Below are 13,783 nucleotides of genomic sequence, written 5' to 3'. Positions count from 1 at the left end.
GCATCACGCGGGCCATTTTTCCTCTCGGCGACCGAGATTGCGGTGTCTGCCAGCTGTGATTGGTTGCTTGGCGGATGACCTTGACGCGTAGAAAGCAATGACGGAGATCCTGTTTCGCCATGAGATCTGCAGAATCCCACTTGGCGCGAAAGGTTCCAAGAATCCGTTTGGCCTTTATTTGTAGCCGGGCTGCGGATAACGACCTTGGCAGCGGCCGAACACCGAAGCCTCTGAACTCGTCAGCCGCATCCATTTGTGGCGCCTGTTCCGCGTGAATCACATGTTGTGATCCCTTATTCAGCGCCGCGCCCAGGTGCCGGGCCGCCATACACTAAACAACCGACTATCTGTCTTCTTCAGCATAAACTGTCGATCACGCAGCCAAGACACGCCATTCCCGTCGATGAATTCAATTTCCAGAGCGATCCTCTGCTTCTCGAAAACCTGTCGTGAAATATTAACGGTCATAGGCTGGTCAGCAGGAGGCAGCAGCGGCACAGTCTCTGTGTGCACAAGTTCATTTGCCGCATAGGTTCGAAGAACGAGATTGAAGATCGGCACCCCGGACGGGTTCGACACGCAGGCCAGGGTGCGTATCGCACCACTTCCGAAAGCACTCCCATTTCTTGGGGTATCTTCTTCAACCACCCACGCTGCGATCTGAGATGCTTGGCGCCGAAGTTCGAACTGGTTCCGATTTTTAGCATCGACGCGCTGCTTGCCAAGAGTCCATATCGCGGCGAAGGCCGCTAAACCTGCGAAGACAGCTCCGACAAAGGTCGGCCAGTCGCCCGGCCCGAGATGCTCAGTCAATCGAGCCCACCAATTGAAGGCGAATGCACCCCACTCACACACTGTAGTCTCCGGAAGAGTCCAGTTTCCGGCCCTTGCCCTCGTCTGCAAGCCAAAAGCTATTTTGTACGGACAACTCATCGAAGCGCCGCATGTTGTCATCCAAATTCTGACGCACATACCGACGGCTAGTCAGCAGTCCGTAAAGCTCCATGAGGTTCAGCTCCTCACAGATTAGGTTCCAAAGCTTCCTATTAGTCACGCTGACACGCAGGACGGCACCAGGGGCAATACACCAAGGTTCAATGCGACTCAGGACGAAGTCTGCCAAGAAAGGCCGCGCCGCCCGTAGTTTCAGGTAATTGAGCAGGAATGTCTGAAAAACAAATCCGATTTCGATCAAGAATGCTGCACTATTGAAGGTCGCATCTCGCAGTCGAGTATTCATATCGTCATCTTCAGTCGAGGAAAGCATCAGCAGTCCCTGCTTGTCGAGGAGCAAATACTGCCGCGACGACTTGAAGTTAAAGTGTTCCGCCTTTCGAAACAAGTCATGAACCAACTCATCCCGCATCGTTCCGGCTGAATCATTTCTAATGAGCACTCTCGCAATGGACTGTTTGAAGTGCTCTTGCCACGTCGAGAAGTGGATTGATACGATTTTTTCGACCCGCATCAATGGGAACTGCTGGTAGCCCATTTTTTTGTTGGAATCAGACTCACCAACAATGATTCGAATAATATACTGAGTAAGCTCATCAATCTCGGGATGAGACCGAATGTTTGACATCTCCGGTCGGTCGGCAAGTGAGCTCAGCTGCTCCCCGACAACATCTACGATGTTGATCCGCAGGCTCAGAATTCGAGGACAATAGATGACTGCGGAAACCGTCAAGCTTACTTTACGTCCATCATCCATTGTCACGTTGTAAGGAAGGCTCGGAGCGTGGTCCACAAGCGGCCAGGACTTAAAGGCCTTTGCCAAGGTGGAGTGGAAGGGTTTTTGAAAGTCCAGCCTTAGGGACGGATACCGAAACTCCGACTGCACGTCAATCTTTGTGTACGGCGCCTTCGTCGGAACTAAGTTGAAGTACTTCGACGTATCCAAGTTCAGATCGGACCCATGGATGTAGTTGATGATCCATGCCAGCTTTATTTCCAGAATCCCCACCTCTACTTAGGTGTGGGGTGCGAATTCGTGCCCGCCCCTGCCGAAGGCCTAGGTGTCCCCCAAGATCATAGATAGTCCCTCAGTGACAACCCCACGGGCCGATGCTAGCAGTGATCATGCAATCCAAGTAATCGAGACATCTATTGCCTAATGGCCGCGCTAATGTCTCATATATGGGCCAGCCACTCTAGTACGGTCGCTCTAGATCCGCGCGGGTGGCTGCAGCCACTAATCCTCACTAACCCATTGTCCGGGAAGGCCCCAATGCAATCCTTTTCCGGCGGCGACGCTTTGAATGCGCGCGTGATCAGGGCCAGGACACGACGCCCAGCACCAGCCAGGACACACCCAGCGTAATAGCGTTGCTGTCCAACTGGGAGAGAAGGTACGCGCAGGCGATCGTGCCTATCACCGGGACCACCACCACGTAGGACACCGGGTTCAGCCGGTGTCCCGACCGGCGCTGGCGCATAGTGGAACACCGCTGAGGCGTTCACCATCGTGAAGACGGTGAAGGCACCAAAGTCGAAGAACGACGTCGACGTAGCGACGCACAGGAAGATCGCGATCAGGCCTACGATGCCCGTGATCACCAGGTTCGCCACGGGGGTGTGGAACTTCGCGTTGAGCCTGCCGAAGACCGTCTTTTTGCAGGACGGAGTCGCGGCCCATCGCGTACAGCAGGCGGGAAGCACTCGCCTGCTCGTCGACTTCAGCAGCGTGGTAATGAGGATAAAGACCACAACCCGGACGGTGATACATTCGCCGCAGGCTCCGAGCCGGCAGAGGTGGCTGGAATAAGCTACTACAAATATACCTATCGAGCATTCTGATTACGGGAAGGTCTAAGAAGTTAATTCTCCACTCAGGTAAAGATAATTCTGGATATAATTAGTTCACTCTATTGCAAATCATTGCGTTTTCGAAATACTACACTTGCCAGTTATTACCGCTGACCAAATGTCCAAGGTGTAGCGACTGAACGGTCAATTTTTATATATTCCGAAGGTTGGGTCCGTAAATATACCTATTGTCCAATGACATCTCTCCAATTTGGGTCTAATATTCGGGGATGGACAAGAAATGCCTGAACTGTGGCGGGCCAATTGAGGGCCTGCATTGGAGCGCAAAGTACTGCTCCCCTGAGTGCAAGGGCCCACGGAAACGTCAGCCGCCGCGCGCTGAGCGAGCTGCAAGAACCGCTGCCCTTGATGTATTACGGGCGGATCCTCCGCTATGTAAAAACTGCCAAAACCCGGTTCCGTCTCAACGGATCCCGGCCAAATACTGCAGTGAAAACTGCCGCCAGAAAGCCTATGCCATGCGAAATGCCGAGCGCCTGGAAGAGGAACGCCTCGCTGCGAATCAGGCGCGTGCCACTGCTCGCCGCGTCATGATCGAGTGCGACTTCTGCGGCAAACAGTTCGAACGACGCGCATGGAATCAACGAAACTGCTCAAGGCTGTGCGCCCACCGTGGATGGCGGCGAGACAACCCTCAGCGCTACGACACGCTCATGGCCCATAGTGAGGCACGCCGACATGCGAAATGGGTCGCCCGCCGTGACGAACGACCTCCGTGCCCCGTCTGCGGCTCGCCGATCCCAGCCAATCGAGGTCCAAAGGCCATCTATTGCTCCAGCATCTGTAATGACAAGGCGTACCGCCGGAGGAACCCTTTGACCATCCAGTTGAGAAACCGGACTAGGTGGGCGCGAATCAGCAGGCACTGGCGACCGATAAAGCGAGCCTATATGGCAGCACGGATGGCGAACGAGCCTGGATTCAAGGAGCAGCAAAGGCTCAAATCGAAGCTCCGGTACAGGACCAATCGTGAAGAAATCCGGGAGCAGACGAGGCTGAGAACGCTTGCTAACCCGGGTCGTGGCAGCATCTTCGCCGCCGCCTATCGGGCAAGAAAAATCGGCGCGGAGACTTTTCGGTACACGGAGGCCGACTGGCAATGGATTATGGTCCATTACAACTACCGCTGCGCCTACTGCGGTGCCGATCCCGGCAGGGACAAACATGGTCGGCCGCTTCTGCAGAAAGAGCACGTAATTCCGCTTAGTCGCGGCGGCCGTCACTCGGCAGGAAATATCCTTCCGGCATGCTCCACCTGCAACAACGCCAAACTGGGGAAGACGGTGATGGAATGGCGAATGGCGGAGATACGGTACCGCCGCTTCCTAGAGGAACGAGGGGCTGCCTCTTGAAACGCCTTGGGTGCGACGGCATTTAATACAGTTAGACCAGCCGTGGCAAACGGAATGGCGGGTGTCCCAAAAACAGCGGGACGTCGCGGTCAGGTCTTATCCGCTCCCCCGCGCTGACGGCCGTCCCGGCGATGCCGGCAAACACGGAAGCCACAGGCATCTTGACTTCCTTCCTCACCCGGTAAGTGCCGTTGCCCCCCGTTCGAGTTGGGAGTTTCCATAGCAACTAGGCCTATGTCGTCTGCGCATCTTGTTGCTCCCAGCATCACCTCTGACTAGAAGCTGCACCGGTATTCAAGACTGATGGCGAGCTGTGCCTGCTGGCCGCCGAAAACACATGGCGAAAGCGCATGCTGGCTCGGCCAGCACACACGGCCATCTTGAAGAGTGCCACTGCATATCCATACGTAGTGGACACTATTCGTCTGCCCCGCCTACCGCGTGAGCGAAAGGGAACCGCCCGAGCCCGGACTGTTTTCACGGTGAACTCGGTGTCCAGTTCGCATTGTTTTTGCGGCACGCCTGATGCGCCGATTTGCAATCGACGGAGCAGCCTCCAGGATCCAGAATGCACGGGCGAAGGGCGAGCCAGCCAGACCGGACGGGCCCGCCCTGCGCACAAACCGTGAAGTGCCTCGAAAGGGGCTCCAAGCTCCTGAGTCAGTCGATTAGAACCGGCTGCTTAGCATCGTCCGAAGCTTCAACCTGGCCCGCAACCTTCCCGCGCCGGTGGTGCAGCCAGTTCGCCACTGCCAGCAGCGCCACGAGTCCGAACGTGCTCAGGAGCTGGGGGCGGGAATCCTCGCCGATGAAGCCCACCGTGAAGATCGCCGCGAGGATGAGAAGACCGAAGCCCGTGAGCCACGGGAAGCCGGGCATCCGCAGGGGAAGCTCCGTTCCCTCCCGGTCAGCGCGGAGGCGCAGCGCGAGCTGGGCGAGGAGTGCGGACGTCCACACCAGCAGGCACGTCGAGCCCACGATGTTGAGCAGGACGGGAAGGACCTTCTCCGGGAAAGCCAGCTCCAGCACCACCGTGACAACGCCGAAGGCGACGCTGGCCAGGACCGCGACAACCGGAACCCGGGCCTTGGACACCGAGGCAAGCAGGCGCGGAGCTTCACCCCGCTCGGCGAGGGAGAACGCCATCCGGGAGGCGCCGTAGAGATTGGCGTTGAGCGCGGAGAGCAGGGCTGCGACGGCTACCAGGGTGATGGCGGTGGCGGCACCGGGCATGCCGGCGGCGTCCAGCACGGCGGCGAACGGGCTTTTCAGCCCGGCCGAACCCACGGGAACGACGGCCGCGATGATGAAGATCGCACCGATGTAGAAAACCAGGATGCGCCACAGCACCGTGCGGACTGCCTTCTTCACGCTGCGGGCGGGCTCGGCGGTCTCAGCTGCGGCCACGGAGACAATCTCGGTGCCGCCGAACGCGAACGCCACTACGAACAGTGCCGTGGCAATCCCGGCGAAACCACTGGGTGCGAATCCGGCACCGGTGAAGTTGGACAGGCCCGGCGACTGCACTCCCGGCAGCCAGCCGAAGAGCAATGCAGCGCCCACCAGGAGAAACCCGACGATTGCCGCCACCTTGAGCAGCGCGAACCAGAACTCGAACTCGCCGAAGTTCTTCACGCTGGTGAGGTTCACAGCGGTGAGCACCACGATGAACACGAAGGCCATCAGCCACACCGGCAGGGCAGGGAAAATGGTGGCCAGCAAGGCCGCCGCACCGAGCGCCTCGGCCGCGATGACCACCACCAGCTGCAGCCACCAGAGCCAGCCCACCGTGGCGCCGGCCACCGGCCCGTAGGCCTTGGCGGTGTAGACGGAGAAGGCGCCGCTGTCCGGATTGGCGGCGGCCATCTCGCCGAGCGCCCACATCACCAGGATGATGAGTGTGCCGGCCACGAGGTAGGAGATCAGCACGGCCGGGCCGGCGGCCTGGATGCCGGCGCCGGAGCCGATGAAGAGGCCGGCGCCGATGGCGCTTCCGAGCCCCATCATGGTGAGCTGGCGGGGTTTAAGGGCCGCGCCGAGGGTGCGGGCAGACGTCTTTGTCTGTTGTTCCATTGAGGATTCCTCTGGTTGTAGGCGGAACGGGTTGGTAAAAGGTCAGTCAGTTGTCACGCTGCGTGGGCTTCGAGGAGCCGGAGCACGCGGTCGTTGGAGGCGGGATCGGCCACGGTGATCCGCACGCCGTCGCCCTGGTACGCCCGGACCATGATGTCCGCGCGATCAAACGCGTCCACCAGCCTCGCCCGGAGGCCTTCGTCGGCACGGATCCACAGGAAGTTGCCCTGACTCGGCTGCAGTTTCCAGCCCTGGGCTTCGAGCTGCGCGGCCATCCGGGCGCGTTCCTGTTTGACGGCGGCGACCCGCGCTTCCATCTCCTCCCCCGCGTCCAGCGACGCGACGGCCGCCTTCTGGGCCAGCGCGCTCACTGCGAAGGGAAGGGCGGTCCGGCGCAGTCCTTCGGCGATGGCAGGCGCCGCCACGGCGTAGCCCACGCGCAGGCCGGCGAGCCCGTACGCCTTCGAGAAGGTGCGCAGGATGCAGACGTTCGGGTACCGGCGGTAAAGCGCCAGGGAATCGGGGCCGCTGCCCGCTTCGGCGTATTCCACGTAGGCCTCGTCGATCACCACGAGGATGTCGGGGCGGACGGACTGCAGGAAGGCCTCGATGCGTTCGTGGTCGATCGGCACCCCGGTCGGATTGTTGGGGGTGCAGAGCAGGATGACCTTCGTGCGGTCGGTGACGGCCGCGGCCATGGCGTCGAGGTCGTGGCCTTCAGCGTCGTCCAGCGGGATGCGGACCGGCCGGGCGCCTGCCAGCTCAACCAGGACGGGGTAAGCCTCGAAGGAGCGCCACGCGAAGATCACGTCATCCCCGGCGTCGCACAGGCCGGTGATGATCTGCTGGAGGACGCCGACGCTGCCGGGTCCCACCGCCACTTCTCCGGCGGTGACGCCCAGGTGCAGGGCGAGCCGTTCGCGGAGTTCGACGGCGGCACTGTCCGGGTAGCGATTCATGGTGCCGGCCGCAGCGGCCACCGCAGCGGCGGCAGCCGGCAGCGGGGCGTAGTGGCTTTCGTTGCTGGCGAGGGCTGCGATGTCCGTACCGGCGCCGCGGCGGCCCGGGACGTAGGACGGAAGTCCGGCCACCGCGCCACGAAGGGTGGGAAGCACGGTATCCGGTGCGATGAGGAGCTGATCACTGGTCATGAGGACTGATCATGATTGTGACCCGGCCCACAATGCAAGATACCCTCAAGCCATTGGGACTTCTGCTCAACTTCTACTAACTGTGGTGAAAATATGACCATCCCGAACCCCCGCACCTTGGATTCCCTCGACGGCCGGATCGTCCTCGCCCTCGACGGGGATCCCGAAGCCAGCGCCCTGGCACTCTCCCGGACACTCGGCGTCGCACGCAACACGGTCCACGCCCGGCTGGCACGGCTCGAGCGCAGCGGCGCCCTCCGCTCCTTCAGCCGGAGACTGGACCCCGCCGCGCTGGGCTATGACCTGATGGCCTTCCTCTCGCTGTCCATCAGCCAGACCCGGACAGGTGCGGTGGAGGACGGGCTCGCGGCGATCCCGGAGGTCATCGAGGTGCACGCCACCACCGGGGACGCGGACCTCATGGCGAAGGTGGTGGCCCGCGGTACGGCCGATCTCTACCGCATCACCAACGAGATCCTGGAAATCGAGGGGATCCAGCGGACCAGCACGGCCATCTCCGTGCTGGAACTCATGCCGCCCCGCTACGACGGCCTCCTCAGCCGGCTATCGGAGCAGGAATCCCGCCCTTCCAACTAAGTGCGAGTGATGCGCGCCACAAGTGGGCAGATTTTCACTTGTACCAGGAGTCGACTGCCAAATATCCCAAGCAAATTCGACTCTCTTGCCTATCCGTGAACTACGCCACAAGATTCCTGCATGACTACTCTTACCGTCTCCGGCCGCGTGGCGCAGGTTCTCAGCAGCTACGTCAGCGATGTCTTCGGCGTCATGGGCAACGGCAACGTCTACTTCCTGGACGCCGCGGAAAAGCTGGGCCTCCGCTTCTCCGCCGTCCGGCACGAGGGCGCCGCCATCGCCGCGGCCGACGCCTACTACCGGGCGTCGGGACGCCTCGCCGCGGGCACCACCACCTACGGCCCCGGCTACACCAACGCGCTCACGGCCCTGGCGGAGGCGGTCCAGGCGCAGATCCCGGTCGTGCTGGTCACCGGGGACGCCCCGAGCAGCGGCGCCCGGCCCCAGGACGTGGACCAGGCGGCCATCGCCGCAGGCCTCGGCGCGGCCACCTTCACCGTCACCCGCGACGCCGCGGGCTCCATTACCCGGCAGGCGGTGGAGTACGCACTCACCAAGCGCACCGCCGTCGTAATTGCCATCCCCTACGACCTCGCGGCACTCGAGGCTGCGGACGAAGAACTTCCAGCGCCGCTGGCACCCCAGGTAGCGGACGACGGCGGCGCCGGCCTGGGGCAGGTGGCTCGCCTCCTCGCAGGGGCCAAGCGGCCGCTTATCCTCGCCGGCCGCGGTGCGCACCTCGCCGGCGCCGGCCCGGAACTCCGCGAACTCGCCGACCGGATCGGCGCACTGACCGCCGGAACCGCCCTGGCGCTCAACCTCCTCAATGGCGAGGGATACCTGGGCGTGGCCGGCGGTTTCGGCACCGACACCGCGGCCGGCCTCATGGGTGAGGCCGACGTGGTCCTGGTGGCCGGGGCCAGCCTGAGCCCGTTCACCCTGCGCTTCGGGCACCTGCTCGGCCCGGACGCCACCGTCATCCAGATCGACGCCGCCCTGCAGCCGACGCACCCCCGGGTGGACACCTTCGTCAGCGCGGACGTGACGTCTGCTGCGGCGCGCCTGCTCCAGCTGGTGGACGGCGAGGCTGCGGGAGAAGCTTGGCGCGCGGAAGCCCGCAAACGCCTGGCCGAAGGACCGGCCCACCACCCGGGCTCCGACCAGACCGCGGACGGCCGGCTGGACCCGCGCGCCCTGGCCACCGCCTTGGACGCCGTGCTGCCGGAGCGCCGCACGGTGGTCCAGGACGGCGGGCACTTCCTCGGCTGGGCGCCCATGTACTGGAACATCCCGCGGCCGCAGGACCTGGTGATGGTGGGGACCGCCTTCCAGTCCATCGGGCTGGGACTTGCGAGCGCCGTCGGGGCAGCCCGCGCACTGGAGGACGGCCGCACCCTGGTGCTGGCCTCGGGCGACGGCGGTTTCCTGATGGGACTGTCCGACCTCGAGTCACTCATTGGCGTGGCGAGCAGCGCCATCGTCGTGATCTACAACGACGCCGCCTACGGAGCCGAAATCCACCAGTACGGCTCCCAGGGCCTTACCGAAAAGCCCATGCTGATCCCCGAGGTGGACTTTAGCGGTGTTGCCCGCGCTTTGGGGGCCGAGTCCGCGATCATCCGCTCGCTGTCGGACCTTTCGGCGCTCACGGAGTGGATCGACGCCGGCGCGAAGGGCACCTTCGTGGCCGACTGCCGGATCACCTCCAGCGTCCGGGCACCGTGGATGAGCGAGTGGATGGCGTCCAAGCAGGCCAAACAACCAGCCTGACCGCAGGCCCGACTGGTACCATATCTAGTACAACAAGGAGGAAGACATGGCAATCACCACCAGCGAGGCACGGCGGGATCTCTTCGGCCTCATCGAACGCGTCAACCTCGATCACACCGAAGTCGAGATCACGTCTAAGCGCGGATCCGCAGTCCTCATGTCCAAGGAAGAGTACGACGCCCTGATGGAGACCACCCATCTGCTGCGGTCGCCTAAGAACGCCCAGCGATTGCTGTCATCCCTTTCTGCCGTCCGGGATGGTCAAGTCATCGAGCACGAGCTTACTGATCCGTGACCGCCGGCCGCAGGCTGGCATGGACCGCCGAAGGGTGGGAGGACTACCTCTACTGGCAGACCCAGGACCGCAAGACACTCAAGCGGACCAACACCCTCATCGAAGACACGCTGCGCGATGATCCTTTCGAGGGCATTGGAAAGCCGGAGGCCCTGAAGCACGCGCTGGCCGGAGCATGGTCCAGGCGCATCGACCAGGAACACAGACTCGTCTACATGGCGGATGACCAGTACGTGACCATCCTGCAGGCCCGCTACCACTACTAACGGCCTGGGGGCGTTGGCGGGCTAGCTGCGCACCTGCAGGTCCACCCACACGAGACGGTGGTCGCTACTCGGGAACGGATAGACCCCGGTCAGCCGTGAGAGGGGGTCCGCCTGGGTGGGCCAGAACACGCCGGAACCGAGCACCGTGGTCTTGCGTGAGGGCAACACGTAGTCAGCCCGGAGGTTTCCCGGTGCGGTGTCGCCGAAGTCGGCCGTGTCGTTGCGGGGGTCGCCCTTATGGGTGGAGTTGGCTCCGCCCTGCAGGGCGGCCGCTTCCGCGGCACCATCGGAGGCTGGCAACGGGTCCACGATCTGCTTGGAATCCAGGAGCTGGTTGACCGCGGCAGCCACGGAGTCGCCGTCGAACGGGTCCGCGTTCTGGTCCCCGACGATGACGAACGGTTCGCTTGGCAGGAGCCCGCGCTTTTGACCCTGATCGTCCACGATGTACTGCGACTTGCCCGGGGTGACGTAGTCAGCCCAGAACCGGATTTCGTCGTGGTTGCGGCGGCCGTTCCGGTCCTCCGGGCCGTCAAACGTCGGCGGCGTGGGGTGCGAGGCGAGCACGTGCACCGTTTCCCCGCCCACCTTCACCGGAACGTCCCAGTGCGACTTGCTCGACAGGCGAACCACGTCGAGCTCCTCCGGGGAAAACCAGTCTGCCGGTTCGGGCGTGGCCGGGTTATCCGGCAGCAGCGCTCCTGGCATGTCCTTCCACAGGAAGTTCTGGAACGTCCGCACGTTGTCCGTGTCGATGGGGTATTTCGACAGGATGGCCATGCCGTATTGGCCTTCGAAGGCTCCGAACCCAAGGGCGTCGTCGCCGCCGCCGACCTTGCCGTCGTTGTTGAGGTCGAACCCGCTGGGGATCCCGGTGTTCGAGGGCGCAACGTAGGCGTGGGGGTAGTCGACGGGATCGGCCCCGCCCTGCCCGATCTCCAGGTAGTTCGCGCGGAACAGGTCGGCCGCGCGCATCCCAGGCACGTAGTCAAACTCGTTCAGCAGGATGACGTCCGGGTTGGCACGCTGGATGACCTCGGCAACCGTGCGCGCCTGCGCGTCGTCCGGAGTGCTCAGATCGGCCTCGAGTTCGCCGGCGCTGGCCCGGTTGAGCGACAGGTTGTAGGTGGCGACCCGCAGGTCCACCGTGCGGTCCTTCTTGGGCTCGGCGTTGGGATCGGCGGCGGCCGGAGCCCCGCCGAAACCAACGGCGAGGCTGCCGAGAACAGCAGCGGTGACGGCAGCGGTGAGTGTGCGTCCCCTGGACATGGAACTCCTTGGCATAGCAGTACGAACGACGGTGCGTTCAACGTACGCATCCCAGATGACCGCAAGACATACGTCAGGCGAACGGAGATGGATCCCCACCGCAGCAAAAAAGAGGCCGACGGCGACACCCAGTGTCCGCCGTCGGCCTCCCTTACTGCCTTCGGGGTACTGTCCCCCGCAGGGCGCTGGACCCTAGGCCGCCGACGGAAGCGTTACGTAGCTGCCCTCGATTGCGCGTGCGGCAACAACGGGAGTGCCGCCTGCCGTGACATAGCTGCCACGGGTGACGGGGTGCAGGTTACGGCCGCCGGCAACGGTGACATAGCTTCCCTCGACGCCCGCGGGGAAGCTGCCGGCGGGGAGAGTAACGTAGCTGCCGCCGCGCGGTGCAGCGTCAGCGACAGTGATCCCGGCAGTGGCCTTGAGAGCGGTTTCGGTGGATGAGGATGGTGCGGGGCGCTGGGTCAGCAAAGTCATGGTTTCTCCTTGGAGTGTCAGGATGAGGGCCGTACAGGTTCTTGTGCCGCTCAAGCAGGAGGGCGGTTGCGCGTGGTGTCGCTTGCCCCGCTGGCCCGGGTATGTTCACCGGTGCGGTACTCAAGGGCTACGGTGGCCTGTACTCAACTTTACGGCCTATTGTGAGCCACTCAAAATAAGGTGGGAAGGCTCACGTTCCTTGGCAGCCAGTGATGACGCTGGCGGGGTAGCTGACCCAGACTCTCCGTTTAGGTGGGATCCTCCAGCTCCCAGTCCTTGACATCTGCCAGGGGAGCGAAAACGGCAGGGTCGAGTTCCTCGAACTCCAGGTTGTTGCGGACAAGGTGCGGCCAGTTCCGGTTGGCCAAGGCACCCTTGCCCAGTGCGATGACGTCCGCCGAGCCTTCTGCCAGCATGGACACGGCCGTATCCGGATCGTCGAGCTTGCCGTTCGCGATCACGGGCACGCCTGAGTACTTCCTGGCCAGTGCGGCGAGGGTTTCCTCTGCATCCGCGAACGCGGGCTCGGCGGCGCGGTATTCGGTGGTGTGGACGAAATCGATTCCGGTAGCACCCAGGGTGGCGAAAATGACTTCGGCTTCTTCCACTCCTCCGCTCCACTTGTGGTCATTGTCGCTGACCTTGGACTGGGAGATGCGGATCCCCACGGTCATTCCGGGGCCGACGGCCTCGCGGACGTCGCGGCAGATCTCGGCGGCGAACCGCACCCTGTTTTCCGGTGTGCCGCCGTAGTGGTCGTCGCGTTGGTTCAGGTAGTCCGTGAGGAACTGGTCCAGCAGGTATCCGTTGGCGCCATGGATCTCAACGCCGTCGAACCCGGCCTGCTGTGCGTGCAGCGCGGCCGTGACGAAGCCATTCCGGACCTCCTTCATCTGGTCCGCAGTGATCTCGGCAGGAACGGGATACGGACCTTCCCCGCGGTAGAACCCCAGCTGCTCCCCCTTGGGTGCCACCGCCGATGGTCCCACCGATGAGGCCACAAACCGGTTTCCCTGGCTCTGCGACCCCGCGTGCATCAGCTGGGCGAAGATCTTGGCGCCCGCCGCGTGGACGCCGTCCACGACTTTTGCCCAGGATTGTGCCTGCTCCTCCGTGGCGATGCCCGGCTGGTGGTGGTAGCCCTGGCTGTGGGCAGTGTCCGGATAGATACCTTCCGTGATCAGCAGCCCGAAACCTCCGCGGGCGAACGTCCGGTAATAGGAGGCCATTCGTTCCGTGGCGTGCCCGTCCTCGGTGGCGCTGATCCTTGTCATGGGAGCCAGCGCAACCCGGTTGTCCAGGTCAGTGGAACCGATCCTGATGGGTGACCAGAGCGGGGTGTAATCAGTCATAGAGATCTCCTGGGGAGTAGTTGGGTGCAGAGGGGCCCGGCCAGGCCCCGTCCGGTTGGGCCGCAAGCGCGGGCAGGCCAGCATTGGCTGGATCAGCCGCGTATGCCTGCCGGCGTCCGCGCAGGCGGTCCGCTACCGACGCGTCGGTAAAACAGCCGAGCACAGCGGACCACAGTTCTTCGAGGGTCTGGCACTGCCTGGACGCCCCGGCGGGGCCGGTCATCAGCCACCCGTCCTTGAGGGCAGTCACCTTCGGAGCTCCCGGAAGGCCGGCGCAGACCGCGTTGATCGTGGCGGCCACGATCAGGTGCTGTCGCATGGTCCGCACCGGTCCCAGGGCAGGGTCGGCAACTGT

General features: G+C 63.1%; 16 protein-coding genes. 6 read left to right on the top strand and 10 right to left on the bottom strand.

Annotated features, from left to right (window positions below; all coding sequences use genetic code 11):
- Positions 1-297: 297 nt before the first annotated feature.
- The 3 genes from AC1MCD_RS05110 to AC1MCD_RS05100 all read right to left on the bottom strand — a co-directional run bounded on the left by AC1MCD_RS05110 (position 298) and on the right by AC1MCD_RS05100 (position 2,435).
- Positions 298-813: a hypothetical protein gene (locus AC1MCD_RS05110; protein WP_498676455.1), complete on the bottom strand. Its 516-nt coding sequence runs from the start codon at positions 811-813 to the stop codon at positions 298-300.
- Positions 814-847: 34 nt separating this feature from the next.
- The gene (locus AC1MCD_RS05105; protein ID WP_498676453.1) at positions 848-1,963 is read right to left on the bottom strand and encodes a hypothetical protein; all 1,116 of its coding nucleotides are present in this window, start codon (positions 1,961-1,963) and stop codon (positions 848-850) included.
- Positions 1,964-2,270: 307 nt separating this feature from the next.
- Positions 2,271-2,435, bottom strand: a complete 165-nt coding sequence (locus AC1MCD_RS05100; protein ID WP_498676451.1) for a hypothetical protein — start codon at positions 2,433-2,435, stop codon at positions 2,271-2,273.
- 29 nt (positions 2,436-2,464) lie between these two features.
- Here AC1MCD_RS05100 and AC1MCD_RS05095 point away from each other — a divergent pair, with 29 nt between their 5' ends.
- A complete protein-coding gene (locus tag AC1MCD_RS05095) occupies positions 2,465-2,764 on the top strand; it encodes a hypothetical protein (RefSeq protein WP_498676449.1) in 300 nt (99 codons plus the stop codon).
- A 964-nt stretch (positions 2,765-3,728) separates the two neighbouring features.
- Positions 3,729-4,178 carry an HNH endonuclease gene (locus tag AC1MCD_RS05090; protein WP_498676447.1) on the top strand — a complete coding sequence of 150 codons (450 nt, stop codon included), beginning with the start codon at positions 3,729-3,731 and terminating at the stop codon, positions 4,176-4,178.
- A gap of 31 nt (positions 4,179-4,209) precedes the next feature.
- Here AC1MCD_RS05090 and AC1MCD_RS05085 read toward each other — a convergent pair whose 3' ends face one another.
- From AC1MCD_RS05085 to hisC, 3 genes are all read right to left on the bottom strand, one after another.
- A complete protein-coding gene (locus AC1MCD_RS05085) occupies positions 4,210-4,338 on the bottom strand; it encodes a hypothetical protein (protein ID WP_498676445.1) in 129 nt (42 codons plus the stop codon).
- A 500-nt stretch (positions 4,339-4,838) separates the two neighbouring features.
- On the bottom strand, positions 4,839-6,251 hold the full coding sequence (locus tag AC1MCD_RS05080; protein ID WP_498676444.1) for an amino acid permease: 1,413 nt from the start codon (positions 6,249-6,251) through the stop codon (positions 4,839-4,841).
- Between the two features lie 53 nt (positions 6,252-6,304).
- Positions 6,305-7,402 carry a histidinol-phosphate transaminase gene (hisC, locus tag AC1MCD_RS05075; protein WP_498676442.1) on the bottom strand — a complete coding sequence of 366 codons (1,098 nt, stop codon included), beginning with the start codon at positions 7,400-7,402 and terminating at the stop codon, positions 6,305-6,307.
- Between the two features lie 93 nt (positions 7,403-7,495).
- Here hisC and AC1MCD_RS05070 point away from each other — a divergent pair, with 93 nt between their 5' ends.
- From AC1MCD_RS05070 to AC1MCD_RS05055, 4 genes are all read left to right on the top strand, one after another.
- Positions 7,496-7,999: an Lrp/AsnC family transcriptional regulator gene (locus AC1MCD_RS05070; protein WP_498676440.1), complete on the top strand. Its 504-nt coding sequence runs from the start codon at positions 7,496-7,498 to the stop codon at positions 7,997-7,999.
- A 120-nt stretch (positions 8,000-8,119) separates the two neighbouring features.
- Positions 8,120-9,769, top strand: a complete 1,650-nt coding sequence (locus AC1MCD_RS05065; RefSeq protein ID WP_498676439.1) for a thiamine pyrophosphate-binding protein — start codon at positions 8,120-8,122, stop codon at positions 9,767-9,769.
- Positions 9,770-9,815: 46 nt separating this feature from the next.
- Positions 9,816-10,064 (top strand): type II toxin-antitoxin system Phd/YefM family antitoxin, encoded by a 249-nt coding sequence (locus tag AC1MCD_RS05060; RefSeq protein ID WP_498676437.1) that lies wholly within the window; start codon positions 9,816-9,818, stop codon positions 10,062-10,064.
- Positions 10,061-10,330 carry a Txe/YoeB family addiction module toxin gene (locus AC1MCD_RS05055; protein WP_498676435.1) on the top strand — a complete coding sequence of 90 codons (270 nt, stop codon included), beginning with the start codon at positions 10,061-10,063 and terminating at the stop codon, positions 10,328-10,330. The genes AC1MCD_RS05060 and AC1MCD_RS05055 overlap by 4 nt, the downstream gene beginning before the upstream one ends.
- Positions 10,331-10,351: 21 nt before the next feature.
- Here AC1MCD_RS05055 and AC1MCD_RS05050 read toward each other — a convergent pair whose 3' ends face one another.
- From AC1MCD_RS05050 to AC1MCD_RS05035, 4 genes are all read right to left on the bottom strand, one after another.
- Positions 10,352-11,599: an endonuclease/exonuclease/phosphatase family protein gene (locus AC1MCD_RS05050; protein ID WP_498676432.1), complete on the bottom strand. Its 1,248-nt coding sequence runs from the start codon at positions 11,597-11,599 to the stop codon at positions 10,352-10,354.
- A gap of 192 nt (positions 11,600-11,791) precedes the next feature.
- Positions 11,792-12,076, bottom strand: coding sequence for a hypothetical protein (locus tag AC1MCD_RS05045; protein ID WP_498676431.1), 285 nt, complete (start codon positions 12,074-12,076; stop codon positions 11,792-11,794).
- Between the two features lie 248 nt (positions 12,077-12,324).
- A complete protein-coding gene (locus AC1MCD_RS05040) occupies positions 12,325-13,428 on the bottom strand; it encodes an oxidoreductase (RefSeq protein WP_498676428.1) in 1,104 nt (367 codons plus the stop codon).
- Positions 13,421-13,747, bottom strand: coding sequence for a hypothetical protein (locus AC1MCD_RS05035; RefSeq protein ID WP_498676426.1), 327 nt, complete (start codon positions 13,745-13,747; stop codon positions 13,421-13,423). Before AC1MCD_RS05035 ends, AC1MCD_RS05040 begins: the two co-directional genes overlap by 8 nt.
- Positions 13,748-13,783: the final 36 nt, after the last annotated feature.

Source organism: Arthrobacter sp. BF1 (assembly GCF_056680215.1).
Note: the sequence above shows the minus strand (reverse complement) of the source record. Positions and strands in the feature narration are given on the sequence as shown.

Excerpts from the sequence above, each read along its gene's own strand:
- AC1MCD_RS05100 (WP_498676451.1), bottom strand. The coding sequence starts at position 2,435 with ATGCGCCAGCGCCGGTCGGGACACCGGCTGAACCCGGTGTCCTACGTG.
- AC1MCD_RS05090 (WP_498676447.1), top strand. The coding sequence starts at position 3,729 with ATGGCGAACGAGCCTGGATTCAAGGAGCAGCAAAGGCTCAAATCGAAG.
- AC1MCD_RS05085 (WP_498676445.1), bottom strand. The coding sequence starts at position 4,338 with ATGCCTGTGGCTTCCGTGTTTGCCGGCATCGCCGGGACGGCCGTCAGC.
- AC1MCD_RS05080 (WP_498676444.1), bottom strand. The coding sequence starts at position 6,251 with ATGGAACAACAGACAAAGACGTCTGCCCGCACCCTCGGCGCGGCCCTT.
- hisC (WP_498676442.1), bottom strand. The coding sequence starts at position 7,402 with ATGACCAGTGATCAGCTCCTCATCGCACCGGATACCGTGCTTCCCACC.
- AC1MCD_RS05070 (WP_498676440.1), top strand. The coding sequence starts at position 7,496 with ATGACCATCCCGAACCCCCGCACCTTGGATTCCCTCGACGGCCGGATC.
- AC1MCD_RS05065 (WP_498676439.1), top strand. The coding sequence starts at position 8,120 with ATGACTACTCTTACCGTCTCCGGCCGCGTGGCGCAGGTTCTCAGCAGC.
- AC1MCD_RS05060 (WP_498676437.1), top strand. The coding sequence starts at position 9,816 with ATGGCAATCACCACCAGCGAGGCACGGCGGGATCTCTTCGGCCTCATC.
- AC1MCD_RS05050 (WP_498676432.1), bottom strand. The coding sequence starts at position 11,599 with ATGTCCAGGGGACGCACACTCACCGCTGCCGTCACCGCTGCTGTTCTC.
- AC1MCD_RS05045 (WP_498676431.1), bottom strand. The coding sequence starts at position 12,076 with ATGACTTTGCTGACCCAGCGCCCCGCACCATCCTCATCCACCGAAACC.
- AC1MCD_RS05040 (WP_498676428.1), bottom strand. The coding sequence starts at position 13,428 with ATGACTGATTACACCCCGCTCTGGTCACCCATCAGGATCGGTTCCACT.
- AC1MCD_RS05035 (WP_498676426.1), bottom strand. The coding sequence starts at position 13,747 with ATGCGACAGCACCTGATCGTGGCCGCCACGATCAACGCGGTCTGCGCC.